Source organism: Enterococcus hulanensis (assembly GCF_005405485.1).
GTDB lineage: Bacteria > Bacillota > Bacilli > Lactobacillales > Enterococcaceae > Enterococcus_A > Enterococcus_A hulanensis.
This window is the reverse complement of the sequence record NZ_BJED01000011.1, coordinates 117,836-142,378: the sequence shown is the minus strand read 5'-3', so window position 1 is coordinate 142,378 and position 24,543 is coordinate 117,836. Positions and strand designations below refer to the sequence as shown.

General features: G+C 43.9%; 18 protein-coding genes, 25 tRNA genes, 1 rRNA gene, 1 riboswitch and 1 other annotated feature. Of the genes, 39 read left to right on the top strand and 5 right to left on the bottom strand.

Annotated features, from left to right (window positions below; genetic code table 11):
- The 29 genes from rrf to FFR60_RS13460 form a co-directional block, all read left to right on the top strand.
- Positions 1 to 77, top strand: a 5S ribosomal RNA gene (rrf, locus tag FFR60_RS23245); the annotation flags it as partial.
- Between the two features lie 8 nt (positions 78 to 85).
- Positions 86 to 158, top strand: a tRNA-Val gene (locus FFR60_RS13595).
- 3 nt (positions 159 to 161) lie between these two features.
- Positions 162 to 234 (top strand) — tRNA-Lys (locus tag FFR60_RS13590).
- A gap of 9 nt (positions 235 to 243) precedes the next feature.
- Positions 244 to 325 (top strand) — tRNA-Leu (locus FFR60_RS13585).
- Between the two features lie 18 nt (positions 326 to 343).
- Positions 344 to 416: transfer RNA gene (locus tag FFR60_RS13580), tRNA-Thr, on the top strand.
- Positions 417 to 420: 4 nt separating this feature from the next.
- Positions 421 to 492: transfer RNA gene (locus FFR60_RS13575), tRNA-Gly, on the top strand.
- Positions 493 to 514: 22 nt separating this feature from the next.
- Positions 515 to 600, top strand: a tRNA-Leu gene (locus FFR60_RS13570).
- Between the two features lie 13 nt (positions 601 to 613).
- Positions 614 to 687 (top strand) — tRNA-Arg (locus FFR60_RS13565).
- 3 nt (positions 688 to 690) lie between these two features.
- A tRNA-Pro gene (locus tag FFR60_RS13560) sits at positions 691 to 764 on the top strand.
- A gap of 15 nt (positions 765 to 779) precedes the next feature.
- Positions 780 to 852 (top strand) — tRNA-Ala (locus tag FFR60_RS13555).
- A gap of 13 nt (positions 853 to 865) precedes the next feature.
- Positions 866 to 939 (top strand) — tRNA-Met (locus FFR60_RS13550).
- A 14-nt stretch (positions 940 to 953) separates the two neighbouring features.
- Positions 954 to 1,027: transfer RNA gene (locus tag FFR60_RS13545), tRNA-Ile, on the top strand.
- Between the two features lie 15 nt (positions 1,028 to 1,042).
- A tRNA-Ser gene (locus FFR60_RS13540) sits at positions 1,043 to 1,132 on the top strand.
- A 15-nt stretch (positions 1,133 to 1,147) separates the two neighbouring features.
- A tRNA-Met gene (locus FFR60_RS13535) sits at positions 1,148 to 1,221 on the top strand.
- Positions 1,222 to 1,238: 17 nt separating this feature from the next.
- A tRNA-Asp gene (locus FFR60_RS13530) sits at positions 1,239 to 1,314 on the top strand.
- A gap of 1 nt (position 1,315) precedes the next feature.
- Positions 1,316 to 1,386: transfer RNA gene (locus tag FFR60_RS13525), tRNA-Gly, on the top strand.
- Between the two features lie 18 nt (positions 1,387 to 1,404).
- Positions 1,405 to 1,478 (top strand) — tRNA-Ile (locus tag FFR60_RS13520).
- A 10-nt stretch (positions 1,479 to 1,488) separates the two neighbouring features.
- Positions 1,489 to 1,560, top strand: a tRNA-Glu gene (locus FFR60_RS13515).
- A 12-nt stretch (positions 1,561 to 1,572) separates the two neighbouring features.
- Positions 1,573 to 1,662 (top strand) — tRNA-Ser (locus FFR60_RS13510).
- Between the two features lie 15 nt (positions 1,663 to 1,677).
- Positions 1,678 to 1,751 (top strand) — tRNA-Met (locus FFR60_RS13505).
- 17 nt (positions 1,752 to 1,768) lie between these two features.
- A tRNA-Asp gene (locus tag FFR60_RS13500) sits at positions 1,769 to 1,841 on the top strand.
- A 5-nt stretch (positions 1,842 to 1,846) separates the two neighbouring features.
- A tRNA-Phe gene (locus FFR60_RS13495) sits at positions 1,847 to 1,919 on the top strand.
- Between the two features lie 10 nt (positions 1,920 to 1,929).
- Positions 1,930 to 2,000 (top strand) — tRNA-Gly (locus tag FFR60_RS13490).
- A 14-nt stretch (positions 2,001 to 2,014) separates the two neighbouring features.
- Positions 2,015 to 2,088: transfer RNA gene (locus tag FFR60_RS13485), tRNA-Ile, on the top strand.
- A 21-nt stretch (positions 2,089 to 2,109) separates the two neighbouring features.
- Positions 2,110 to 2,197 (top strand) — tRNA-Ser (locus FFR60_RS13480).
- 14 nt (positions 2,198 to 2,211) lie between these two features.
- Positions 2,212 to 2,283: transfer RNA gene (locus tag FFR60_RS13475), tRNA-Glu, on the top strand.
- Between the two features lie 112 nt (positions 2,284 to 2,395).
- Positions 2,396 to 2,480: riboswitch (SMK box riboswitch) on the top strand.
- Positions 2,478 to 3,668, top strand: a complete 1,191-nt coding sequence (metK, locus tag FFR60_RS13470; RefSeq protein WP_137664558.1) for a methionine adenosyltransferase — start codon at positions 2,478 to 2,480, stop codon at positions 3,666 to 3,668. Its footprint overlaps the riboswitch before it by 3 nt.
- A 747-nt stretch (positions 3,669 to 4,415) precedes the next feature.
- Entirely contained in the window at positions 4,416 to 5,894 is a 1,479-nt protein-coding gene (locus FFR60_RS13465; protein WP_137664557.1) for an MDR family MFS transporter, read from the top strand.
- A gap of 22 nt (positions 5,895 to 5,916) precedes the next feature.
- Positions 5,917 to 6,705, top strand: a complete 789-nt coding sequence (locus FFR60_RS13460; protein WP_137664556.1) for an alpha/beta hydrolase — start codon at positions 5,917 to 5,919, stop codon at positions 6,703 to 6,705.
- Positions 6,706 to 6,711: 6 nt separating this feature from the next.
- Here the strand turns inward: FFR60_RS13460 and mnmM are convergent, their stop codons facing one another.
- The 3 genes from mnmM to FFR60_RS13445 are packed head-to-tail and all read right to left on the bottom strand — an operon-like array spanning position 6,712 to position 8,886.
- Complete coding sequence (gene mnmM, locus FFR60_RS13455) at positions 6,712 to 7,275, bottom strand: tRNA 5-(aminomethyl)-2-thiouridylate-methyltransferase MnmM (protein ID WP_137664555.1); 564 nt, start codon at positions 7,273 to 7,275, stop codon at positions 6,712 to 6,714.
- Positions 7,250 to 8,230, bottom strand: a complete 981-nt coding sequence (gene mnmL, locus FFR60_RS13450) for a tRNA modification radical SAM protein MnmL/YtqA (protein WP_137664554.1) — start codon at positions 8,228 to 8,230, stop codon at positions 7,250 to 7,252. Before mnmL ends, mnmM begins: the two co-directional genes overlap by 26 nt.
- A complete protein-coding gene (locus tag FFR60_RS13445; protein ID WP_137664553.1) occupies positions 8,227 to 8,886 on the bottom strand; it encodes a phosphatase PAP2 family protein in 660 nt (219 codons plus the stop codon). The genes mnmL and FFR60_RS13445 overlap by 4 nt, the downstream gene beginning before the upstream one ends.
- A gap of 139 nt (positions 8,887 to 9,025) precedes the next feature.
- Positions 9,026 to 9,217 (top strand) — a binding site (T-box leader).
- Positions 9,218 to 9,505: 288 nt separating this feature from the next.
- Here FFR60_RS13445 and leuS point away from each other — a divergent pair.
- Positions 9,506 to 12,019, top strand: coding sequence for a leucine--tRNA ligase (gene leuS, locus FFR60_RS13440; RefSeq protein ID WP_137664552.1), 2,514 nt, complete (start codon positions 9,506 to 9,508; stop codon positions 12,017 to 12,019).
- Positions 12,020 to 12,142: 123 nt separating this feature from the next.
- The gene (locus tag FFR60_RS13435; protein WP_137664551.1) at positions 12,143 to 13,045 is read left to right on the top strand and encodes an NAD(P)H-dependent flavin oxidoreductase; all 903 of its coding nucleotides are present in this window, start codon (positions 12,143 to 12,145) and stop codon (positions 13,043 to 13,045) included.
- Positions 13,046 to 13,080: 35 nt separating this feature from the next.
- On the opposite strand, the gene FFR60_RS13430 is transcribed toward FFR60_RS13435, so the two are convergent.
- Positions 13,081 to 14,577: a UDP-N-acetylmuramoyl-L-alanyl-D-glutamate--L-lysine ligase gene (locus tag FFR60_RS13430; protein WP_137664550.1), complete on the bottom strand. Its 1,497-nt coding sequence runs from the start codon at positions 14,575 to 14,577 to the stop codon at positions 13,081 to 13,083.
- A 128-nt stretch (positions 14,578 to 14,705) separates the two neighbouring features.
- Here FFR60_RS13430 and FFR60_RS13425 point away from each other — a divergent pair, with 128 nt between their 5' ends.
- Together FFR60_RS13425 and apf are read left to right on the top strand one after the other, a co-directional pair.
- Complete coding sequence (locus FFR60_RS13425) at positions 14,706 to 16,343, top strand: putative polysaccharide biosynthesis protein (RefSeq protein ID WP_137664549.1); 1,638 nt, start codon at positions 14,706 to 14,708, stop codon at positions 16,341 to 16,343.
- A gap of 409 nt (positions 16,344 to 16,752) precedes the next feature.
- Positions 16,753 to 17,403, top strand: coding sequence for an aggregation-promoting factor (gene apf, locus FFR60_RS13420; protein WP_137664548.1), 651 nt, complete (start codon positions 16,753 to 16,755; stop codon positions 17,401 to 17,403).
- A 102-nt stretch (positions 17,404 to 17,505) separates the two neighbouring features.
- Here the strand turns inward: apf and FFR60_RS13415 are convergent, their stop codons facing one another.
- Positions 17,506 to 18,357 carry an RluA family pseudouridine synthase gene (locus FFR60_RS13415; RefSeq protein WP_137664547.1) on the bottom strand — a complete coding sequence of 284 codons (852 nt, stop codon included), beginning with the start codon at positions 18,355 to 18,357 and terminating at the stop codon, positions 17,506 to 17,508.
- A 277-nt stretch (positions 18,358 to 18,634) separates the two neighbouring features.
- Between FFR60_RS13415 and FFR60_RS13410 the strand changes: the two genes are divergently transcribed.
- The 6 genes from FFR60_RS13410 to FFR60_RS13385 all read left to right on the top strand — a co-directional run bounded on the left by FFR60_RS13410 (position 18,635) and on the right by FFR60_RS13385 (position 24,539).
- Positions 18,635 to 20,836, top strand: coding sequence for a PBP1A family penicillin-binding protein (locus FFR60_RS13410; protein WP_137664546.1), 2,202 nt, complete (start codon positions 18,635 to 18,637; stop codon positions 20,834 to 20,836).
- Between the two features lie 68 nt (positions 20,837 to 20,904).
- Positions 20,905 to 21,246 (top strand): YlbF/YmcA family competence regulator, encoded by a 342-nt coding sequence (locus FFR60_RS13405; protein ID WP_088935919.1) that lies wholly within the window; start codon positions 20,905 to 20,907, stop codon positions 21,244 to 21,246.
- A gap of 399 nt (positions 21,247 to 21,645) precedes the next feature.
- Positions 21,646 to 22,269 carry a signal peptidase I gene (locus tag FFR60_RS13400; protein WP_137664545.1) on the top strand — a complete coding sequence of 208 codons (624 nt, stop codon included), beginning with the start codon at positions 21,646 to 21,648 and terminating at the stop codon, positions 22,267 to 22,269.
- The gene (locus FFR60_RS13395) at positions 22,266 to 23,114 is read left to right on the top strand and encodes a hypothetical protein (protein ID WP_249355004.1); all 849 of its coding nucleotides are present in this window, start codon (positions 22,266 to 22,268) and stop codon (positions 23,112 to 23,114) included. The genes FFR60_RS13400 and FFR60_RS13395 overlap by 4 nt, the downstream gene beginning before the upstream one ends.
- Positions 23,115 to 23,238: 124 nt before the next feature.
- Positions 23,239 to 24,063 carry a COG1470 family protein gene (locus tag FFR60_RS13390; protein ID WP_137664544.1) on the top strand — a complete coding sequence of 275 codons (825 nt, stop codon included), beginning with the start codon at positions 23,239 to 23,241 and terminating at the stop codon, positions 24,061 to 24,063.
- On the top strand, positions 24,054 to 24,539 hold the full coding sequence (locus FFR60_RS13385) for a signal peptidase I (RefSeq protein ID WP_137664543.1): 486 nt from the start codon (positions 24,054 to 24,056) through the stop codon (positions 24,537 to 24,539). Before FFR60_RS13390 ends, FFR60_RS13385 begins: the two co-directional genes overlap by 10 nt.
- The last annotated feature ends 4 nt before the right edge of the window (positions 24,540 to 24,543 follow it).

Below are 24,543 nucleotides of genomic sequence, written 5' to 3'. Positions count from 1 at the left end.
TCGAACACAGAAGTTAAGCTTCTTAGCGCCGATTGTAGTGAGGGGTTGCCCCTTGTGAGATTAGGACGTCGCCACGCGAACTTATGGGGGTTTAGCTCAGCTGGGAGAGCATCTGCCTTACAAGCAGAGGGTCAGCGGTTCGAACCCGTTAACCCCCATTTGAGCCGTTAGCTCAGTTGGTAGAGCATCTGACTTTTAATCAGAGGGTCACTGGTTCGAGCCCAGTACGGCTCATAAGTATATGCGGGTGTGGCGGAATTGGCAGACGCACTAGATTTAGGATCTAGCGCCTTACGGCGTGGGGGTTCAAGTCCCTTCACCCGCATTTTATTTTTTTGTAGTTGCCGGCTTAGCTCAGTTGGTAGAGCATCTGATTTGTAATCAGAGGGTCGAGGGTTCAAGTCCTTTAGCCGGCATCATGCGGAAATAGCTCAGTGGTAGAGCACCACCTTGCCAAGGTGGGGGTCGCGGGTTCGAACCCCGTTTTCCGCTTTCCTGAAGACCAGGGGAAAGCGCCGGGGTGGCGGAACTGGCAGACGCACAGGACTTAAAATCCTGCGGTGAGTGATCACCGTACCGGTTCGATTCCGGTCCTCGGCATTAACTAAATAACGCACCCGTAGCTCAATTGGATAGAGTACTTGACTACGAATCAAGGGGTTAGAGGTTCGAGTCCTCTCGGGTGCATTTCGGGAAGTAGCTCAGCTTGGTAGAGTACTTGGTTTGGGACCAAGGTGTCGCAGGTTCGAATCCTGTCTTCCCGATAGAAACAAAATTATGGGGCCTTAGCTCAGCTGGGAGAGCGCCTGCTTTGCACGCAGGAGGTCAGCGGTTCGATCCCGCTAGGCTCCATTTTTATTAATAACGCGGTGTAGCTCAGCTGGCTAGAGCGTCCGGTTCATACCCGGGAGGTCGGGGGTTCGATCCCCTCCGCCGCGATTTTATTCGAGCCAGGACCTTTAGCTCAGTTGGTTAGAGCAGACGGCTCATAACCGTCCGGTCGTAGGTTCGAGTCCTACAAGGTCCATAGTGACTCTTTTACGGAGGATTACCCAAGTCCGGCTGAAGGGAACGGTCTTGAAAACCGTCAGGCGGGTAAAACCGTGCAAGGGTTCGAATCCCTTATCCTCCTTTTTAATAATATTATCGCGGGATGGAGCAGTCTGGTAGCTCGTCGGGCTCATAACCCGAAGGTCGTAGGTTCAAATCCTGCTCCCGCAATTAAAAACTAAAAATACGGTTCCGTGGTGTAGGGGTTAACATGCCTGCCTGTCACGCAGGAGATCGCGGGTTCAAATCCCGTCGGGACCGCCATGCGGGTGTAGTTTAGTGGTAAAACCACAGCCTTCCAAGCTGTTGTCGCGAGTTCGATTCTCGTCACCCGCTTTTAGTTTTTTTTGAGAAGGGCCTATAGCTCAGCTGGTTAGAGCGCACGCCTGATAAGCGTGAGGTCGATGGTTCGAGTCCATTTAGGCCCATTAAAATCATGGCCCGTTGGTCAAGCGGTTAAGACACCGCCCTTTCACGGCGGTAACACGGGTTCGAGTCCCGTACGGGTCATTATTTTTATTCGGAGGATTACCCAAGTCCGGCTGAAGGGAACGGTCTTGAAAACCGTCAGGCGGGTAAAACCGTGCAAGGGTTCGAATCCCTTATCCTCCTTTTTAATAATATTATCGCGGGATGGAGCAGTCTGGTAGCTCGTCGGGCTCATAACCCGAAGGTCGTAGGTTCAAATCCTGCTCCCGCAATTAAAAACTAAAAATACGGTTCCGTGGTGTAGGGGTTAACATGCCTGCCTGTCACGCAGGAGATCGCGGGTTCAAATCCCGTCGGGACCGTTTCTGGCTCGGTAGCTCAGTTGGTAGAGCAATGGATTGAAGCTCCATGTGTCGGCAGTTCGATTCTGTCCCGCGCCATATCAGAGTTGCGGGTGTAGTTTAGTGGTAAAACCACAGCCTTCCAAGCTGTTGTCGCGAGTTCGATTCTCGTCACCCGCTTTAGTTTTTAAGAAGGGCCTATAGCTCAGCTGGTTAGAGCGCACGCCTGATAAGCGTGAGGTCGATGGTTCGAGTCCATTTAGGCCCATTAAAAATCTTTTTGGTTTTTGGGGAAGTACTCAAGTGGCTGAAGAGGCGCCCCTGCTAAGGGTGTAGGTCGGGAAACCGGCGCGAGGGTTCAAATCCCTCCTTCTCCGTTTTTTATTGTTATGGCCCGTTGGTCAAGCGGTTAAGACACCGCCCTTTCACGGCGGTAACACGGGTTCGAGTCCCGTACGGGTCATCCTGAGACGTTTTCGAACGTCTCTTTTTTTGTTGTGAAAGTGTTTTTTCATAAATTTTCAGATTTATTGAGGGATTTATTAGTGACAGGTGCTATTTTTCTGTTATAATCGAGTCGTTGCAAGTTCCCGATAGGCTCTGGAAAAAGGCCAGAGATTCCTTGTAACCGAATAAAAATTAGGGGGAATATTTATAATGGAAGAACGTCGTTTATTTACATCTGAATCAGTTTCAGAAGGACATCCGGATAAGGTTGCTGACCAAATCAGTGACGCGATTTTGGATGCGATTTTGGAAAAGGATCCGAAAGCCAGAGTTGCATGTGAGACATCTGTGACGACTGGGCTTGTTTTAGTTTTTGGAGAAATCTCTACTTCGGCGTATGTAGACATCCAAAAGGTTGTGCGTGAAACAATCAAACGCATTGGCTACACAGAATCTAAGTTTGGTTTTGATGGAGACAACGTAGCTGTTTTAGTCGCAATCGATGAGCAATCTCCTGATATTGCGCAAGGGGTGGATGATGCTTTAGAAACCCGTGGTAAAGAAGAATTGTTAGATGATATCGGTGCTGGAGACCAAGGGCTTATGTTTGGCTTTGCAGTGAATGAGACACCTGAATTGATGCCTTTACCTATTTCATTGAGTCATCACTTAGTGAAACGTTTGGCTGATTTGCGCAAATCTGGCGAAGTGGCTTATTTTGGTCCAGATGCAAAATCTCAAGTAACAGTGGAATATGATGAAAATGGAAAACCTTTACGTGTGGATACGGTTGTTATCAGTACGCAGCACAATGAAGATGCTGATAATGAAACGATTCAAAAAGACGTAATGGAAAAAGTGATCAAACACGAAATTCCTGCTGAATTATTAGACGAGAAGACAAAATACTTTATTAATCCAACCGGCCGTTTTGTAATCGGCGGACCTCAAGGAGATGCCGGTCTAACTGGGCGTAAGATTATCGTTGATACTTATGGTGGTTATTCACGTCATGGGGGCGGTGCTTTTTCTGGTAAGGATGCAACAAAAGTAGACCGTTCGGCTTCTTATGCTGCGCGTTATATCGCTAAAAACATTGTTGCTGCTGATTTAGCTGAAAAAGTCGAAGTACAGCTTGCTTATGCGATTGGTGTAGCACAGCCGGTTTCTATTTCAGTGAATACGTTTGGCACAGCAAAAGTTTCTGAAGAAGCATTGATTGGTGCGATTCGTGAAAACTTTGATTTGCGTCCAGCGGGGATCATTGAAATGCTGGATTTATTGCGCCCAATTTATAGTGATACAGCGGCTTATGGTCATTTTGGCCGGACTGATGTTGATCTTCCTTGGGAACACGTAGATAAGGTGGACGCGTTGAAAAAAAGTTTGGATTTAGCATAAATCGTACAGACATAAATTATTTATGGAGTTCACGAGGCGGTTTCTATTGATCATGGATCGATGGAACCGTCTCTTTTTGTCAGTCCAACTTTTCCCAGTTGTCTAAGGTAAGAGAATCGAGTGATTTTCTTAGCTTAGAAAATAGTATCTAGGTGTTTAGTTGGATGATATGTCGACGAGGATAAGAATAAATTTTGACAAAAATTTATATTCCCGATTATTTAGAGTCGGCTGCGAGTTTCACTTCCTGCTTTATTGGTTAGTGGAATCGTATGCGTGACGAGAATCAGATTCATTTTTCTCAGGTTATAGAAAAATGAATTCTTTACAACGAGGTAGTGGTCAGTCCAACTTTTCCATTTATATAAAGCAAGAGAATCGAATAATTTTTTTAGCTTAGAAAATAGCATCTAGGTGTTTAGTTGGATGATATGTCGACGAGGACAAAAATTTATATTCCCTATTATTTAGAGTCGACTGCGAGTTCCCCTTCCTGCTTTATTGGTTAGTGGAATCGTATGCGTGACGAGAATCAGACTCATTTTTCTCGGGTTATAGAAAAATGAATTCTTTACAACGAGGTAGCGGTCAGTCCAACTTTTCTCAGTTGTCTAAGGCAAAGGGATCAAGTAATTTAATAGTATCTAGGTGTTTAGTCGACTGCGATTTTTTTAGAAAAAGAGCGCCTTAAAAATGTGCTATATGGTAGTGTATGGATAGAATGTGAGATGAATTTGGAGGGGAAAGATGAAAAGAAAAACAAATGTAAAGGTTGTGACCGCAGGGATTTTTATCGCGACATTTATGTCGGCGATTGAAGGGACGATCGTGACGACAGCGATGCCGACAATTGTTGGCAGTTTGCACGGGATTGAAATTATGAATTGGGTATTTTCGATTTATTTATTGACGAATGCGATGATCACACCGATTTATGGAAAATTGGCGGATAAAATTGGCCGGAAACCGATTTTTATTGTGGGGATTTTATTGTTTGTTTTAGGCTCTGCGTTGTGCGGGATGTCGAATGAAATGTTGACGTTGATCATTGCTCGCGGAATTCAAGGAATCGGAGCTGGGGCGATCATGCCGGTTTCATTAACGATCATTGCAGATTTATATGATATTGAAAAGCGTGCCAAAGTTTTGGGTTTGACGAGTGCGGCTTGGGGTGTGGCTAGTGTCTTTGGCCCGCTGGCTGGCGGACTGATCGTGGACACGGTTGGCTGGCATTGGATATTTTTTATCAACGTGCCGATCGGCTTAGGCTTAATCGGATTGCTGCAATATTTCTTTGTGGAAGAGAAAAAAGTGCATCAAGCGAAAAAAATGGATGTCTTTGGCAGTTTATTTTTAATGCTGACATTGGTAAGTCTATTGTTGGGCTTCCAGCTTTTAGGTGACGGGGGAATATCGGTAACAGTCATTGCTTTATTTGTCGCGAGCATTCTTTCCTTAGTATTATTCATTCGAACGGAAAAACGGGCAGAGGACCCCGTGATCAATTTGAAATTATTTAGTAATCAAACGTTTGCCAGCGTGAATATTGTTGCGGCATTGATCAGCGGTTTCTTGATGGGTCTAGATGTTTATATTCCTATGTGGATGCAAGGTGTGTTAGGAAAACCTGCGGGAATCGGCGGACTGGTATTAGCACCGATGTCGATTGTCTGGATGTACGGGTCCTTTTTGTCGGGGCAATTATTGCGTAAGTATTCGGCCAAATGGATCATTATTATTGGACTGGTCATTATTTTAGCGGGCGGCGGGACGTTATTGGCGTTGCCGCAACAGAGTCCGTTTTGGTTGTTTTTCATTATCACAGGTGTTTTAGGTGTCGGTTATGGTCTGGCGGTTACGACTACGACGGTGGAGGCGCAAGCGAGTGTGCCAAAGGAAGAGATTGGTGTAGCGACCTCCTTTAATACATTGTCTCGGACGATCGGTCAAACAGTGATGGTTTCAATCTTTGGTATCATCCTGAATGTCGCAAATGGGCGGCAGCTGGTTGCGGCGGGGATCGCTGATCTGGATATCATGAATCGTTTGATCAATCCTCATACTGCGTTGCAGATTGAATCGGGCTTGCGGGCAGAGTTAAGAAAAGTTCTCTTTGACAGCTTGCATTGGGTATATTTTGTGGGACTGCTGCTAGTTATTTTCGCACTAGTTTTCAGCTTTATGGTTGGCAAACAATCGAGAAGTGTTAAACTAAACGAAGAATAAAAGAACTGGAGGAACTGGCTGGATGGCTTTTTTACAGGTGAATGTCTATTCGAACGTTTTGCAAATGGAAGTGGCAATGAACGTGATCTTGCCGCAAACGACACATAAAAAAATTGGAACTGAGACTGCTGGTGTAACGGAAGATGTCCCCGTCTTGTATTTATTGCATGGCATGGGTGGAAACCATAGTGTTTGGGAGCGTCGCACGTCGATCGAACGTTATGTGGCCGAGTATCAGATGGCGGTAGTGATGCCTTCGACGGATCTGGGCTTTTATACTGATACGACCTACGACATGAAGTATTGGACGTTTGTTTCGGAAGAATTGCCAACGATCGTACATGAGCTCTTTCCGCAAATTACTCGTAAACGGGAAAAAACTTTTGCGGCGGGATTATCGATGGGCGGTTATGGTGCATTGAAATTAGGGCTGGCAAAGCCTGAGAATTTTGCGGCGGTGGCTTCTTTATCCGGGGCGGTTGTTTTAGCAGATGTCGAAAGTTTATTGCTGGTACGCAATGAAGCGTATTGGCAAGGAATCTTTGGACCGCTGGATCAAATCCAAGGTTCTGAAAATGATCCAATTCATTTGTTGGATGAGTTGGTCGAAAGTGGGAAATCCGCACCGCGCTTCTTCTTAGCGTGCGGGACAGAAGATGATTTGTATCCGGCGAGTCAATACATGGCTCATAAGATGGAACAAAAAAAGCTCGCTGTGACTTTTGAAGAGGGTCCAGGAAAGCATGATTGGGTGTTTTGGGATGCTTGGATCAAGCGAGTATTGGAATGGTTTAATGAAAAGAACGACTGATTGCGATCAGTCGTTCTTTTTTTCTACGCAAAATAGAATCGGCGGATTATTTTTTTGATTGATAAATTGATAGTTTAATACGCTGAATTTTTCTTGCGGTAAGTTTTGACAAAATTGCAGCACTTCATTTTTTTCCGTTTCGCCGCCTTCATGACCGTAATAAATCACCACGATCATCCGACCGCCAACAGTCAAACGTTTCAAGATCGCACTCATGGCTTGCTTAGTAGTTTCTGGCAAAGTGATGATTTGTTTGTCGCTTTTCGGCAGATAACCAAGATTAAAAATTGCCGCTTTTATTGGCTGATCGACCGCGATCTTTTCTTCGATGGTTTCATGACCTGCAAGAAAAAGTGTTGAACGTTCTGTGTACGCTGCTAATTTTTCGCGGGTATTTTGAAGTGCTTGTTCTTGAATGTCAAACGCATAAACATGTCCTGTTGAACCGACTAATTCAGCTAAAAAAAGGGTATCATTGCCGTTTCCCATCGTGGCATCAATCACGTGATCTCCTTTTGAAACGACATCTTTTAATAATTGATGGCTAAAGCGCAGAGCCGTTAGCAGCATGAACAAATTCCTTTCTTAAGGCAAATTTTCCTTGATAAGAATCGCGGCGGATCAGTTCTTGATCAATCGCATTTAGGACTTCCCATTTTTTCAGACTCCACATTGGTCCGATCAGGGAATCCCAAGGCGCATCCCCGGTCAAACGATGGATGATGATGTCTTGGGGAATCATCTCCAACTGGTCGCAGATGACAGAGACATAGTCCTCTTTGCTCATTAATTGCAGCCGGCCTTCCGCGTAATCTCGCAGCATTTTTGTGTTGCGCATCAAATGCAGCAGATGCAGCTTGATCCCTTGCACATCAGAATCCAAAATCGTTCGGCGCACATTTTCGCGCATCATCTCTAAGGATTCCCCGGGCAGACCGTTGATCAGGTGTGTGCAGACGTTGATATCATGTTTACGCAGACGCGCGACTGCATCGACGTAGGTTGGATAATCGTGGGCACGATTGATCATGTCGCTGGTGGATTCATAGGTTGTTTGTAAACCGAGCTCGACCCATAGGTATAAGCGTTGATTGAGTTCCGCCAAATATTCTACGACCTCCGGCGGGAGACAATCTGGCCGCGTGCCGACAGATAAACCCACCACACCAGGAAGATTGACGACCTGCTCGAAACGTTCGCGAATTACTTCTACGGGTGCATGAGTATTAGTAAAGTTCTGAAAATAGACGATATATTGCTCGACATGAGGCCATTTCTGGTGCATCATGTCGATTTCCTTATGGAATTGCTGAGGCAGCGGATCACTTGGCGCCACGATCATATCGCCGGAGCCAGATACGCTGCAAAAAGTACAGCCGCCATGTGCGACCGTCCCGTCACGGTTGGGACAATCGAAGCCGCCATCAACGGGCACTTTAAAGATTTTTCCGCCGAACTGCTGCCGCAGTGCGTAATTCCATGAATGATAGCGTTTGGCTTCATCATCACTATATTGAAAGGTCATTTCTGCCTCCTAATTGCTTTTAGATCATAAGCTAATTTTTTCTCTTTGTAATAAGGATAGGTAAAAAGCAGCCAGCTGCTGCCAAAAAGTGCTCCAGCCAAAACGTCGCTGGGATAATGAACCCCAAGATAGATCCGGCTGATCACAATACTAACGATCAATAAGCCAACGACGATCTGTGCGATCAAGCGCGGTGTTTTCTCCTTAAAGAACAAGGCCATCACAAAAATCAAGGTTCCATATAATAAGGTACTAGCCGTTGCATGTCCGCTGGGGAAACTAAAGCTGTGTTCGGTTACCATATGAGGCAAGATCGTTGGCCGTGCCCGCTGGAAGAAAAGCTTCAGCAAGTGATTGCCGATCCCGCTGACTAAGGCCATGCTGGCTGCCAGCCAAAGCGCCGTGATTTTTTGTTTGTTGAAATAAAACAAACCGACGAAAACGAGGGATAAGATAATCACCGTGATGGGATTGGCGAATTTTGTCACCCATAAAAAGTAGCCGTTCATTTGCGGATAAAGCTGATGGACCGCATGAATGATTCCGCGATCAAAACCTGATAAGGTTTCTGGATAAAACCGGACTATATAACACAGTGCCGCAAAAAAAAGCAGGGTGAAGCTGCCTATTAATTGGTAGATTGGTTTATTTTTCATTGTTTTTCTATGATTCATCCTTTCTAAACAGAAGTATTATATCATGTTTCGCCAGCAGGACAATTTTTTCAAGGATTTCTTAAAGGGAATTCAATTGAATATTATTTTGGAATCTGCTAAGATGAAACTACTTTGAATATTGTTTGCCCGGAAGAGGAGTAGTAGAAACGAACGCATTTCAGAGAGCGCACGGTGCTGTGAGTGTGCATGCGGAAAATTCGAACTTACCTTGGAGCAAGATCAGATGATCCGGTTAAAGACCGTTATTTCTTTTGAGGTCTGCCATCTGGCAGATAAAAATAGGTGGTACCACGTTGATAACGTCCTATGAGAGTTCTTTTTGAGCTTTCGTAGGACTTTTTTTGCGAGTTCCACTTTCACGCTTTGCATGATTAGTGGAATCGTATGCGTACGAAAATGGGAAAAATTGTTTCATTATAAAGAGCTAGCTGCGAGTTCCGCTTTTCGAGTTATTCAAAGTAACCGTACAACAAACGGTTGGGATGTTCATTTATTAAGAATTCTTCTATTATCACGAGTCAGCTTTTAGTTTCAATTTAGAAATTGCGGCTATATTATCAATGTAAACAAAATAAGTTCATATATTAGGAGGAACAACATGAGTTACGATCACAAGGCGATTGAGAAAAAATGGCAAAAATATTGGGCAAAGCACAATGTGTTTAACACCCAGGATGATCCTGAAAGACCAAAATTTTATGCGTTAGATATGTTTCCTTATCCATCTGGACAAGGCTTGCACGTTGGACATCCGGAAGGCTACACAGCGACTGACGTGATTTCACGAATGAAACGGGCGCAAGGCTACAACGTTTTGCATCCAATGGGCTGGGATGCTTTTGGCTTGCCTGCCGAACAATATGCGTTGGATACAGGCAATGATCCAGCCGAATTTACGAAGAAAAATATCGAGACCTTCAAACGTCAAATCAACTCATTAGGCTTTAGCTATGACTGGAACCGTGAATTAAACACAACAGATCCTGAGTACTACAAATGGACGCAATGGATCTTTGAACAAATGTATGAAAAAGGCTTGGCCTATGAAGCGGAAGTTCCAGTTAACTGGGTGCCTGAATTAGGTACGGTTATTTCGAACGAAGAAGTGATCGACGGCAAGAGCGAACGCGGCGGCTATGATGTTATCCGTAAACCAATGCGTCAATGGATGCTGAAAATTACCGCTTATGCTGATCGCTTGCTAGACGATTTAGAAACGGTTGATTGGCCTGAAAGCATTAAAGAAATGCAACGTAACTGGATCGGCCGCTCCATTGGTGCGAATGTCAGCTTCAAGATTGAAGGCAGCGAGGAAACATTTACTGTTTTCACGACACGTCCGGATACTTTATTTGGTGCGACATATGCAGTCTTGGCGCCGGAATTAGAATTAGTGCAAAAAATTACTACGCCTGAACAAAAAGCAGCGGTGGATGCTTATATTGATGAAGCTTCGAAAAAGTCTGAATTGAATCGGACGGATTTAGCGAAGGAAAAAACTGGGGTCTTCACAGGGGCTTATGCGATTAATCCTGTGAACGGTGAAAAAATGCCGATTTGGATCGGGGATTATGTTTTAGCTTCTTACGGAACCGGTGCGATCATGGCGGTACCCGCTCATGATGAACGAGACTATGAATTTGCCAAAACATTTGGTCTGCCAATCATTCCTGTACTTGAAGGCGGCGATGTAGAAAAAGAAGCCTTTACCGGCGACGGCCCGCACATCAACTCAGAATTCTTGGATGGAATGAACAAACAAGACGCCATCGATGCCATGGTTCCATGGTTAGAAGAACACGGCTGCGGTAAAAAAGAAATCAGCTACCGTTTGCGGGACTGGTTGTTCTCTCGTCAACGTTATTGGGGCGAACCAATTCCTGTGATTCACTGGGAAGATGGCACGACTGGCTTAGTACCAGATTATGAATTGCCATTGGAATTACCAAAAACAACAGATATCAAACCAAGCGGTACTGGTGAATCACCATTGGCCAACATCGAAGAATGGGTCAATGTGGTTGATCCGATCACTGGTAAAAAAGGTCGTCGTGAAACGAACACAATGCCGCAATGGGCAGGCAGCTCATGGTATTACCTGCGTTTCATCGATCCGCATAACAAAGAAGCCTTGGCAGATTACGATAAATTGAAACGCTGGATGCCAGTTGATCTTTATATCGGCGGAGCTGAACATGCGGTACTGCATTTATTGTATGTTCGTTTCTGGCATAAATTCTTGTATGACATCGGTGTCGTGCCAACGAATGAACCATTCCAAAAACTATACAATCAAGGCATGATCTTAGGCCAAAGCTTCCGCGACAGCCGCGGGGCGTTAGTACCAACGAATTTGGTAGAAAAACGCGACGGCAAGTGGTTTAGCGTCGAAACTGGCGAGGAATTAGAAGAAGCACCAGCGAAGATGAGTAAATCATTGAAAAATGTCGTGAATCCTGACGATGTGGTTGAAAAATATGGTGCTGATACTTTACGGATGTACGAAATGTTTATGGGACCATTGGATGCAGCGATCGCTTGGAGTGAAAACGGCCTTGAAGGGTCACGGAAATTCTTGGAGCGGGTATGGCGTCTGATCGTTGATGAAGAGGGCAAGATGCGGGATCATATTACTACCCTTAACGATGGTTCATTGACGAAGGTCTACAACCAAACGGTTAAAAAAGTAACAGAGGATATGGAGCACCTGCATTTGAATACGGCCATTTCTCAATTGATGGTCTTTGTAAATGATGCTTATAAAGCAGAAGCGTTGACTTACGAGTACGTGGAAGGCTTTGTACAACTACTAGCTCCGATCGCACCGCATATCGCCGAAGAGCTTTGGGCGATTTTAGGACACGAAGGCGGCATCTCTCATGTAGCTTGGCCAACGTATGACGAAGAGGCCTTGGTTGAAAATGAAGTTGAGGTCATCTTGCAAGTCAACGGCAAAGTTCGTTCAAAAGCAATGATCGCGGTTGATCTGCCAAAAGACGAGCTGGAAAAACTGGCGATGGCTGATGAACATATCCAACGTAACATTGAAGGTAAAACAGTTCGTAAAGTAATCGTGGTGCCGAATAAATTAGTTAATATTGTAGCAAATTAAATATCTGAAATGTCTCGCAATTTTGCGGGGCATTTTTTTGCTCTTAAGCACCAAAACAAAAATGATGCTCGATTCCTTCTTTAAATATGCTAGGATGAAGAAAAACAGAAACGAGGGAGTTCGATGAAAAAGATCACGGAGTTATTAGGTATCCAGTATCCGATTTTTCAAGGAGCGATGGCGCATATCGCCCGTTATCCGTTAGTCAGTGGCGTGTCAGAAGCGGGCGGCTTAGGGATTATTGCGGCTGGCGGCTTGAGCGGAGAAGAATTACGGGAACAAATTCGTGAGACAAAAAAGCGCACGAAAAAACCATTTGCGGTCAATCTGATGCTGCAAATGGAAAACATCTCGGAACAAGTCGACGTATTGATTGCAGAAGGAGTCAAGATCGTCACAACTGGGGCAGGCACACCTAAGCCTTATATGGACAAGTTGAAGCAGGCGAACATCAAAGTTTTCCCTGTGATTCCTTCAGTGAAGCTGGCGAAAAAAATGGAACAGCTGGGTGTCGACGGTGTGATCGCAGAGGGCATGGAGGCTGGCGGACATATTGGAGAAACGACGACAATGACTTTGATTCCGCAGGTCGCACAGGCAGTTGAGCTTCCTGTGATCGCAGCCGGCGGGATCGGGGATGGTCGCGGGATGTCGGCGGCATTTGCATTGGGTGCCAGCGGTGTTCAAATGGGAACAGCTTTTTTAAGTGTTGAGGAATGTCCAATCCACGAAAATTACCAGCAGGCGATCTTGCAGGCGGATGATACGGCAACAACAGTGATTCGCAAAGCCAAAGGCGGAGCGATCCGCGGCTTGAAAAATCAGTTAACCGAAGAAGATACGAGCGACGCTTTTTCTTTAGCGGCTTTGCAGCGGGCAGCGGATGATGGCGATACCCAACAAGGAATCGTTATGTCCGGGCAAATCGCCGGTATGCTGAAGGAAGTGAAAACAGCTAAAGCGTTGATCGAAGACGTCTGGGGTGAGTCGGAAGCTGTCAGCAAGAGGTTGGCTGATTATTACTAAGAGCAGAACTAAAAAAAGACTAACGGGAGTGTCCGTTAGTCTTTAATAAATGCTTCTGCTAAATGATAGTCGCCTTCGTAAGGAAGATTTTCTCCTTTGACGGTCATGTATTTGTCGGTTCCTTTACCGGCTAAAATGATGGCATCCTTTGGTCCGGCATTGCGGATAGCATCTTTGATAGCTTTTTTACGATCGACTTCAAAATGAACCCGCACATGCTCATTTTGGATTCCTTCTTCGATTTCGTCCGCGATTTTTTTCGGCTCTTCGAAGTTTGGATCGTCGCTGGTTAAAACAGCAACATCGGCATATTCTCCGATCGCTTGTCCCAAGCCTTCACGGCGAGATTCTGCTTTATTGCCGGTTGAGCCGGTGATCACCAGCAGTTCGCCATCGGGATGCTGCTCTTTTGCGAAAGCCAGCAGGGATTTCATACTGAGATAATTATGGGCATAGTCCACATAGATGTGCGCCCCGTTTGGTTTAAGCAGCAGGTTCATTCGGCCAGGGACCAATGCTTCAGCTAAGCCTTGACGACCAGCGTTTTGATCAGCACCTACTAAGGCACTGGCAAGCAATGCGGCAGCGGCATTTTCTTTATTAAAGTCGCCGGCCAATAGAATTTGGTAATCACCATTTAATTTGAATGAATCCTTTGTACTGGATAAGGCGAAGGCCAAAGGATGCTCTAAAGGTGCTACCTGATAATCAGCTGCTTCATTTCCGTAGGTGATCACGGGAATATTTTTTGTTTGCGCTAGTTCTTGTAATAGATCGAAGTGATCAATCTCGTGCTGCAAGATGACTTGGCGAGAATTTGCCACCAATTGTCGTTTACAATAGAAGTAATCTTCAAAGGTCGGGTGTTCGATCGGTCCGATATGATCCGGCGAGATGTTGAGGAAAATCCCCACATCAAAGCTCAAACCGTAAACTCGTGCTACTTTGTAGGCCTGCGAAGAAACTTCCATGACTAGATGAGTCATACCGTTGGCAACAGCTTCTGCCATCATTCGATATAGGTCCAGTGATTCTGGCGTCGTAAGCTTTGATTTGAAAAAAGTTACGCCATCTAATGTCGTATTCAAGGTCGACAACAGCGCGGTCTTTTTATCGGTAGCGATATCTAAAATTTGTTTTGTAAAATAAGCGACCGTCGTCTTGCCCTTTGTTCCGGTGATTCCGATCAGCTTCAATTTTTCTTGCGGATAATCATAAAAGGCCATACTCAAAACGGCCAGTGCTTTACGAATATCGGTGACGATGATCGCTAAGTCCGCTGGAACCTCATAAGGCTGTTCGGCGATGTAACAAGTTAAGCCATCTGTTAGCGCCTGTTCTAAGAAGCGCTGTTGGAAATTATTTCCTTTACAGAAAAAAAGTGTCTCGCTATCGACTTCACGGGAGTCGTAAGAGATTTTTTGAAAGCTTTTGTCAAAAGGCGCGGTCAACGTCCAACGCGTGGGCGTGATGAACTCGCGTAATAGGTTTTCTTTTTCAAGGATCGCTTGAATTTGGGTAAGTGTCAGCATGTTGAGACCTCCAATATATAGTCTAGGCTATTATAGCATAGCTCAGGCATCAGAGAAAAAGTAAAGAGTGATTGTCAGAAGCGTGATTTAGCTTTACTATAAGGGTAACGATTTTGAAGGAGGAGACCATGAAAGAGACACGACCAAGTGATCTGAGCTATCAAGAAAAGATGATTCAAGGGTCGGCCTGGATGTCGATCGGCAGCATTTTTTCGCGACTGCTGGGTGCGATTTACATTATTCCGTGGTACGCCTGGATGGGAGAAAACGCCCGTGCTGCTAACGGTTTATTCAATATGGGTTATACCTTTTACGCCTTGTTCATGATGATCTCTACGGCTGGTCTGCCGGGAGCAATCGCAAAACAGGTGGCTCGCTACAATTCGATGGGCGAATATCAGACGAGTCGGCATTTATTTATCAAGGCTTTGCAGGTAACAGCGGTCCTAGGGATCTTTTTTGGCGGCGTGATGTTTTTTACGGCACCATTATTAGCCAGCTTATCTGGCGGCGGACGCGCCCTGATTCCAGTGATCCAAGCATTGAGTATTGCCGTTGTTGCTTTTCCTTGTATGAGTGTTCTGCGGGGATATTTTCAAGGGCAGCAAAATATGCGGCCTTCAGCGATCTCACAGCTGGTTGAACAAGCGCTTCGTGTCTTGTATATGCTTTTAAGTGTCTTCATTATTATGAAGGTCATGAAGGGGGATTACTTGAGTGCGGTGATCCAATCGACCTTCGCTGCATCAGTGGGAATGATCGGCTCTTATGCTGTTCTGCTTTTTTATTGGTTCAAAGAACGCAGACAAGAGGATCTGCAACCAGGATATCGTTTTACCAAAGTGAAAATCGATACGAAGAAGCTATTGATCGAAACGGTCAGACAGGCAATTCCGTTTATTTTACTAGGCAGCGGGATCATTTTTTATAAATTGATCGATCAAATGACCTTTATCCATACGATGGCCGCCAATACCAACTACAGTCATGATCAATTAGTTGCGCTCTATGCGTTATTCAGTGCGAACCCGGATAAGCTGACGATGGTGGTAGTCGCATTAGGAACTTCGTTGGCCTTAACCAGCTTGCCGATGCTGACGGAGCTCTTTACTCAAAAACGCAGACCGGAGCTGGCAAAGTTAGTTAATACGAATATCCAGTTGTTTGCTTTTATTATGCTGCCGGCCGTTTTTGGCATGATCTTATTAGCCTATCCGTTGAATACAGTCTTTTATTCGGCGGATGTTCTGGGCAGCCGCGTATTAGTCGTTGCTTGCTGGAGTGGTTTGGTATCGGCACTGTTCATGATGCTGTCCACGACGCTGCAAGGAATTTCCCACAGCCGGATCGCTGTAAGGTATTGGTTGGCGGGATTGCTGTTAAAAATACTTATCCAAATTCCCTTGATCGAACTACTGGAAGTTTATGGTCCTTTAGTAGCGACATTCATCGGCTTGAGCTTGACCTGCGGTTTGTGCTTGTGGAAATTACGAAGAGTTGTTCATGCAAATTATCAGCTGGCCTTTCGCCGCTGTGTATTGATTTTGATTCTAACGCTCGTGATGTTGGTGGTGGCGATCATCGTTCGGCAATTAAGCTATCTTGCCTTTGATCCGTCCTCGCGCTTTTCGGCTCTGGCCATTTGTTTATTGACCGCAGGTGCGGGGGGCTTGGTTTATTTCTATTTAAGCTTGAAAATCCGGTTGGTTGATAAACTCGTTGGACCTCAAGCTAAGAAGTGGCGGAAACGGCTAAGAATCAAATAAGAAATACTTCTGCTTTTTAATCAAGCAGGAGTATTTTTTTATTATAAATCAGCCTCTCGATTCAATTTCAATAAAAATTATTTGTAAAATAATTTGAAATGAACAAAGCTGCCCGCCTTGCCTTCGTTACAAAAAGATTGCAATGTTTCTAAAGATAATTTTTGTAATACAAGAGTAAAACAGTTACATTTGCTGAAAGTGGCTTAAACACTAGGTTTTACTTAATAAGAATAAAAGTAATATATTTCAAAGTGACACACTGAGCAGAGTTTTGTTACATAGTTTTATGTTTTTGTAATGAACTGTTACACGAATATCACCCATGAAACACAAAAGGATGGTAAAGTAGCACTCGTAGTCAAGAAGACAGTAGAAAAAAGACATAAGAAAAATCGGAGGAAGTTACATAATGAAATTAGGGAAAACATTTCTTTTTAGTACAGTATTAGCAGCAGGTGCAGGTTTAGCGATGGGAGCTACAGACGCACACGCTTCAGAAACGTATACTGTAGAATCAGGAGATACTTTATCAAAAATCTCTCACAAGTTTGCTGGTAACGACAGCTTAGTAGATGCAATTGCAAAAGCAAACAAAATTTCTAATGTAAACATGATCTTTGCAGGTCAAGAATTAACAATCGACAGCGAAGGCAAAGCAGAAGCAAAAGCTGAAGCAGCTCCAACTGAAGACAAAGTATTGTATCAAGCAAGTACAACTGAAGCACCAGCTCAAGAAGCAGCACCTGTACAAGAGGCAGCTCCAGTTCAACAAGAAGCAGCGGCACCTGTACAAGAAGCAGCACCAGTTCAAGAAGCGGCTCCTGCAGCAGCTCCAGCGACAACTTCATCAGCAAAAGAATGGATCGCACAACGCGAATCAGGCGGTTCTTACGCAGCAACGAACGGTCAATACATCGGACGTTACCAATTATCATCTTTATATTTAAATGGTGATTATTCTGAAGCAAACCAAGAACGTGTTGCTGATCAATATGTAACTTCTCGTTACGGTTCATGGGAAGGCGCACAAGCTTTCTGGCAAGCAAACGGCTGGTATTAAGATAAACATTTTCAAGCCAAGATCTCATTGCGAGGTCTTGGCTTTTCTTTTTATCAAAAAAACCGTTCAGAAAGAAATATTCTCTCTGAACGGTTTGGTTTTTTACCACAATCCCGGCAAGGCCTGAACGGCTATTTCTTGATCCGTAAAGGGGTGTCGCAGATGCAGCTCATACGCATGCAGCATCAATCGTCCGTGGGGATTCCTACTATATAAAGGATCACCGATTAGCGGATGCCCGATACTAGCTAGATGGACACGAATTTGATGCGTCCGCCCGGTATCTAATTGGCAGAACACCATGGTTTGACTTGGTGATTGCTTTGCGACTGTTACATGAGTAATGGCCGGCTTGCCGCCTTTTGGATCAATCCGGCGTTTGCGGCGATCATGACGATCACGACCAATCTTTTTATTAATCGTCAGATCCTTTTTGATTGCTCCATGAACGACTGCCTGATAACGACGGTAGATTTTCTTCTGCTCCAACAGCCGGCCTAAAATCGGCAGCACAAAAGGATTTTTTGCAAACAAAATCGCGCCGCTGGTCTCCTTGTCCAGTCGATGAACGACGTGGGGCTGAAAAGCGGGTGCTAAATAGGCCGCTAAATGATTTAGCAGAGTATCTGCTTCATCCGGCTGGTTCGGATGCGTCTTCATACCATAAGGTTTATTGACGATAATCAAATGCTCGTCCTCATAAAGAACCTCGATCTGTTTTTTATCACCTAAAAGGATGGTTCGCTCAGGATAATCACTGGCTTCAATGCTAATCGTAATCACATCGCCAGCGCGAACGAATGATTGAAAATGGCAGGACTCTCCATTGATCAAGAGGCCTTTGCGGGTTCGGATGAAATGGCGGACCTTTCGCGGGACCAGCCATTCTTCTTCTAATAGGTCCTTAACGGTCATTTCAGCAAAATGATCGGGCAGGGTCATAGTAAATTTCATTTAAGTACTCCTTTTTAATGAATATAGTTTCAATTTGCTAAACTTATTGAAGCAGAGAATAGCAAAAGTAAGCTAATTTTTTATTTCAACAGGTTAAATAAAGGTATCATCCGGCTTATTGTATCACTTTTAACGGATATTTAAGAAAAAAATCAGCTTTTCCTTGAGAGCACATGCTAGAATACTCTCAAGTGTGTATCCGTCTCAAGACCCAAGCGTTAACTAGGTGATTTGTGATACACTGTGTCTGAATTTTACATAGAATGGAGATCAAAAAATGGATTTTCAGGAATTTTGGCGCAAATTTAAAAGTGGTGCAAAAGTTTTTTGGCAAAAGTTTCGCAGCGGCACAAAAACCTTTTGGCAATGGATCAAGCCTTATTTGATCCAATTTCATCATTGGCGCAAACGTATTTGGAAAAAATATCATATCAATAAAATCTTGCTCTTATTAACACTTGTGGCTGTTTTAGTAATGAGTGTCTATCTATTTTTCTTAGCAAAATCGGTCAATGTGGAGACGCTGCAATCCAGCTTGAAGCAATCGACGGTGATCTATGATGAAAAGAATGAACAAGCCGGCTCGCTTTACGGGCAAAAGGGAACCTACGTAGAAAGCGACCAGATTTCTCCTTATTTAAAGGATGCCGTCGTTTCGACGGAGGATCGAAACTTCTACTCTCACCATGGTTTCGATATTAAGGGGATCGCACGGGCAGCTTTAGGATTGGTTACTTCCGGTCATATTACTGGCGGGGGGAGTACCTTGACCCAGCAGCTGGCTAAAAATGCCTATCTCAGTCTCGATCAAACGCTGGAACGAAAAGCCAAAGAAGTCTTTATGGCGATCGAGATCGAAAAAAAATACGATAAGGACCAAATCTTGACAATGTACCTGAATAATTCCTACTTTGGTAATGGGGTTTGGGGTGTTCAAGATGCGTCTAGAAAGTATTTTGGAGTGGATGCTAATCAACTGACGATCGGAGAAGCAGCTACGATCGTTGGGATGCTAAAAGGACCAAGTATTTATAATCCGATCGACAATTTAGAAAATGCCGTAAATCGACGAAACACGGTGCTTTCGGTCATGGTAGAAAATGGCAAGCTGTCGAAGGAACAAGAGGATCAAGAAAAGGCGGTCGATCTAGCCTCACAGCTGAGTGATACGTATTCTTCGGCTGATGCCGGTTATCGCTACCCTTCATACTTTGATGCGGTTATCGACGAAGCGGTCGAGCGTTACGGAATGTCAGAGAAGGATTTACTGAATAAAGGCTATAAGATCTATACGTCATTAGATCAGGATTATCAAAAGCAAATGGAAGCTGTGTATGCAAACAACGCGAACTTCCCAGCAAATGCCGAAGACGGTGCGATGCCGCAATCAGCCTCAGTGGCGATGGACCCCAAAACTGGCGGCGTTCAAGCACTAGTTGGCCGACGCGGGGAGCACATCTTCCGCAGCTATAACTTTGCGACCCAGATGCGGCGCTCTCCCGGTTCTTCGATGAAGCCTTTGAGTGTTTACGCCTCAGCGTTAGAATCCGGCTACAAGCCTGACAGCATCTTAAAAGATGAACCGCAATCGTATTATAAGGCCAAAAACTATGACGGCACCTATCAAGGGGACGTACCGATGTATCAAGCGGTTGCCCAAAGCTTGAACTTGCCAGCAGTTTGGTTATTGCACGAGATTGGTTTGAACAAAGGCTATAATAAGGCCGAAGAGTTCGGTATTCCATTGAGCAAGTCAGATAAATATTACGGCTTAGCACTAGGCGGTTTGGAAAAAGGTACTTCACCGATGCAGATGGCGGCAGCCTATGGGGCTTTTGCGAATGAAGGAAAAGTGTATCAGCCGCATTTGATCACCAAGATCATTGATTCGACAGGAGCTGTGATTGAGGACAACAGCTCACCTAAATATGAGCAAGTCATTTCAAAAGAAGTCGCCAACGAAATGACGAGTATGCTTCTAGGGACTTTCTCAAACGGAACAGCAGCTCAAGCGGCTCCGGCTGGATTTACTGTTGCAGGTAAAACTGGGACGACAGAAACCAACTTTGACGCGAATAAGGTCAACGACCAATGGATCATCGGTTACACACCAAATGTCGTAATCTCTACTTGGTTAGGTTTTGAAAAAGTCAGCGAGACTCATTATTTGAGCGGAACCAGCGGATCAGAGGTTGGACAGGTCTTCAGAGCAGAAGCCGAATCAATCTTACCTTATGCCGGTCAATACTCCTTTGATGTGGCGGATGCCTATGCTACAGGCGGAAAAGTCGTGGCAGCCGATGAAGTGAATCAAGGAGCCGAAAACTCGGATGCAAATAAATGGCGTGAAGAGCTGAAAGATATTGGCGGCAAGGCCAGCGAAGGGGCTGCGAACTTCTTCGAAAAAGCCAAAGAAGGCGCTAATAAGCTGAAGGAAAAAGGCCAAGAACTATGGCAGCAGTACCAACAAGGAAATTAGGGTGTGAACCCGTTTCCATTCATGTTACAATAGAACAGTAACTTTTATAGAAAATGAGGGAATAAAAAATGGCAAACATTTACGATTCAGCGAACGGATTAGAACGCGAAATCCGCGAACTACCAGAATTTAAATCTTTAGAAGCAGCTTTTGAGGAATTAAAGAAAAATGAAACTGCTTATGCAGCGTTCAAAGACTTCCAAGTTTTCCAACAAGGCTTGCAAGAAAAACAAATGCGCGGCGAAGATTTCAGCGATGAAGATGCTGCACAAGCACAAGCTTTAGCCGAAAAGGTTCAGCAAGAAGAATTGATCAATGAATTAATGGTGAAAGAACAAGCTTTCAGCGTTATTATCAATGACTTGAACCGGATCATCATGACGCCTATTCGTGAATTGTACGAAGGATAATTAAGATTATACTAATAAAATTGAGCCAACCTGTTTAATTGCAAACAGGTTGGCTTTTTTTCTTTCTATCTAAAAGATTCAAATTCAAGAATAGTTTATATAGGAAAATGAAGATGGCCCTAGTGAAAAGCCGCCACTAGCAGTTTCGTAGGTGATTATCTAATTGATTATTTGATAGATAAAATTTACTTATATTCGGCGAAATCAAATTAAAAACTCATAAAATAGGTGTAAAATATTTTTTAAGTACTTTTAGCTAATAATATGAAGTTATTAGTGGCATGCAAATAATTAATAGTTCAATAAAAGATTGTCTAATTTTAATTAATACATTATAATATTAATTGCAAATGAATTTTTTTAGAAAATTTTAAATGAAAATAATGAGGTGATATCTAATTGGAAATTCAATCTAAAGAGGTCGATTATCAAGTGAACTCTGAGACGAAGCGCAAGAAATCAACGCTTCAACGGATTACTAGCGGAATTGCTATTGTGGTTTCTATATTGCTGATCCCGATTTTGATAGCAAATCTTGTGATTATCGTCAAAGGCAGTCTGAATCCAGAAGAGATTCCAACGGTGATGGGGTATGCGCCGATGGCAGTGGTGACCGATTCCATGAATACTGGAAAGTCCGATGCGATCAAGGCTGGAGATATGGTCGTCACGAAAAAAACGAACGTCGACAAGCTGGCAGTCGGCGATATTATTATGTTTAAAAACAATCAATCCGCGATTATCCATAGGATCGTTGGTTATAACGAAGCGACGAACACTTTTACTACTAAAGGGGACGCCAATAATACTGAAGATATAGATCCAGTTCAAAAGAAAAATATCATTGGCAAATACATGCTGCGAGTACCAAAGGTCGGGGATTTGATTTTATTCTCCAGAACTCCGCTTGGCATGCTGATCTGTATTGGACTCCCAATACTAATGCTTTTAAGCTATGACTTCGTAGCGAAACGACTGACCCGACGCGAAGAAGAAAAAATAAATAAAAAGGAGATTGAATGATGGAAGAAAAAACGAAAATTGAACGAAAGAACAATAAATCAGTCAAAACGGCTGTTTTACTATTTGGTGCGGTGCTGATAACCATGAGTCTATTGGGCGGCACTTTGGCGAAGTATACGAGTGAGATTGGAACGGCAAGTGATAGTGCGAGAGTTGCGAAGTGGGGAATTACTGAAGAGGCTCAGACTTTTGATATGTTTAAAACAGCGTATGACGGCGCAGCTGGAACATCAACGAATACAGTAGAAAGTAAAAACGGCAATAAGGTTATTGCTCCGGGGACAAGTGGTTCTGTAGTTATGGCGCCAACAATTTCAGATACAAAATTAAATAATGTAGAAACTGCATTTAAAGTCAATTATGCTTATGGAGACTTTGCTAGTGACTCGGTTTATGGGAAATATTTAGGTAATTGGAGAAATAATGCAGATGGAGTTAGTGGATTTCCTTGGTGGCCTTTGCGATTCAAAATTTCTGCTTACGATACAACTGACAATGATTACACTGATGTAGTATATGACGGAATTGATACTAATGGAGGGGCGAAAAATCCCGATGATGGTGGAGTTCAGGTGAAAAATCTTAACGACACATTGAAGGCTGGAGGAACGACAGAAACAATTTATCCTAACGAATCACTTGCTGAAAAAAAAGCAAAATTAGCTGCAATAGGATTTAAAATTGAATGGGAGTGGCCTTTCGAACGACCAGAAACTGGTTCCTTAGAGGCTGTAAATGATTGGGATACTGTTGTAGGGAATCGTGCTGCTGATCCTGCTACATTAGATGCGGATATGCCAAGATTTGATATGAGCATGAGCTATAAAGCTGTCCAAGTCGACTAATATTTTTGAGAAGCTGGCTTTCAGCTTCTCCAAAGGCTGTCTATTTTAGGCAGCCTTTGGAGAGATTGAAAGCCTTAAAAGTGTCTGTAAGTATTACGGCTCTATTTAAGATGTGGGAGGAAAAATGAAAGATCAACGAGTTTACCATCCCCATAAGAGGGTAGTTCTATTCTTTTTAGTTGTTGTCACATTTATTCTCGCCTTTTTTCCTAGTTCTGCTGAAGCGGCATTAGAAGATCATGTTTATATAGAAGATCAATACGGAGAACGTTGGAGACCCGGCGAGATGACTAGCGCCAATATTTTTGCGACGATTCTTGAGCGAACGGTTGATAGTCCGACAGCTGATGGTGAAAAGCTGATTGCACCTGGTACCAGCGGCTATTATTCCTTTACGATCCATAATGATTACGAGCAGCCGATAGAATATATCGTGACTGGTCGTGATGAAAATGAGCAGGAGCTTCCGTTAGATTTTAAATTGCGAGTCACTAATGGTCCGTGGATCAAGGGCAGCGAAAATGCTTGGAGTCTGTGGAGTGCGACTTTTCCATTAGATTACAAACGGAAATTAGCTGCGGGGCAGAGTGAGACGATTGATTTGACGTGGCAATGGCCTTTTGAACGGGATAAGGACAAAAACGATACCAGCTTTGGCGAACGGGCGTTGAAGGAAGCGCTGATTTATCGGTTGACGTTGAATGTAATAGTGGAGACAGATGAAGAAGTGGCCGATATTAAGGGAAACACTCAAAATAATGCAGCGAAAGAGCCGGTTCAAAATACATTGGCACAAGATTCTGCAGCTTTTTTTAAACAGAAGCTGTGGCGTCAATATCCGCAGACTGGGGAATTTATTGCCAAATCCAGTATCGTGATGGGGATTCTGATTGTGCTGTTTATCTACATAGTTTGGCGAGTTCGTAAGGGAAGAGAAAAATGCGAGTAATTTGGAATATATTAAAGAATCTGATGATTGTCTGTTTAGTTTTGATTTTGAGCTTTAACATCTATAGTTTGTATCAACGGAATGTGAAGCATGAGCGTTTTCCTATGGCTTTTGGTTATGGATATGCGGTGATTGCTTCTGGCAGTATGGAGCCGGCACTATCGTGGGGCGATCTGGTGATCGTTCAGAAACAGGCACATTATCAAAAGGATCAAGTGATTACCTTTATTCAAGAAGGGGATACCCGAGCAACGACCCACCGGATCGTTGAACAAACGGAGAATCAGTTTGTGACACAAGGGGACGCGAATAATACGGAAGATCCGCCAATTGTTTCAAAGCAAATTTTCGGCAAAGTGGTTCTGACGATTCCATTAGTAGGATACGGTATTCGCTTCGTGGGTTCGCCACTAGGAATGCTCTTGGTAATTGGATTATTTTTAGCCATGTTTTACTTTGATTCAAGGAAAAAATAGTAAG

Coding starts and splice junctions, on each gene's coding strand:
- metK (WP_137664558.1), top strand. CDS start 2,478: ATGGAAGAACGTCGTTTATTTACATCTGAATCAGTTTCAGAAGGACAT.
- FFR60_RS13465 (WP_137664557.1), top strand. CDS start 4,416: ATGAAAAGAAAAACAAATGTAAAGGTTGTGACCGCAGGGATTTTTATC.
- FFR60_RS13460 (WP_137664556.1), top strand. CDS start 5,917: ATGGCTTTTTTACAGGTGAATGTCTATTCGAACGTTTTGCAAATGGAA.
- mnmM (WP_137664555.1), bottom strand. CDS start 7,275: ATGCTGCTAACGGCTCTGCGCTTTAGCCATCAATTATTAAAAGATGTC.
- mnmL (WP_137664554.1), bottom strand. CDS start 8,230: ATGACCTTTCAATATAGTGATGATGAAGCCAAACGCTATCATTCATGG.
- FFR60_RS13445 (WP_137664553.1), bottom strand. CDS start 8,886: ATGAAAAATAAACCAATCTACCAATTAATAGGCAGCTTCACCCTGCTT.
- leuS (WP_137664552.1), top strand. CDS start 9,506: ATGAGTTACGATCACAAGGCGATTGAGAAAAAATGGCAAAAATATTGG.
- FFR60_RS13435 (WP_137664551.1), top strand. CDS start 12,143: ATGAAAAAGATCACGGAGTTATTAGGTATCCAGTATCCGATTTTTCAA.
- FFR60_RS13430 (WP_137664550.1), bottom strand. CDS start 14,577: ATGCTGACACTTACCCAAATTCAAGCGATCCTTGAAAAAGAAAACCTA.
- FFR60_RS13425 (WP_137664549.1), top strand. CDS start 14,706: ATGAAAGAGACACGACCAAGTGATCTGAGCTATCAAGAAAAGATGATT.
- apf (WP_137664548.1), top strand. CDS start 16,753: ATGAAATTAGGGAAAACATTTCTTTTTAGTACAGTATTAGCAGCAGGT.
- FFR60_RS13415 (WP_137664547.1), bottom strand. CDS start 18,357: ATGAAATTTACTATGACCCTGCCCGATCATTTTGCTGAAATGACCGTT.
- FFR60_RS13410 (WP_137664546.1), top strand. CDS start 18,635: ATGGATTTTCAGGAATTTTGGCGCAAATTTAAAAGTGGTGCAAAAGTT.
- FFR60_RS13405 (WP_088935919.1), top strand. CDS start 20,905: ATGGCAAACATTTACGATTCAGCGAACGGATTAGAACGCGAAATCCGC.
- FFR60_RS13395 (WP_249355004.1), top strand. CDS start 22,266: ATGATGGAAGAAAAAACGAAAATTGAACGAAAGAACAATAAATCAGTC.
- FFR60_RS13390 (WP_137664544.1), top strand. CDS start 23,239: ATGAAAGATCAACGAGTTTACCATCCCCATAAGAGGGTAGTTCTATTC.
- FFR60_RS13385 (WP_137664543.1), top strand. CDS start 24,054: ATGCGAGTAATTTGGAATATATTAAAGAATCTGATGATTGTCTGTTTA.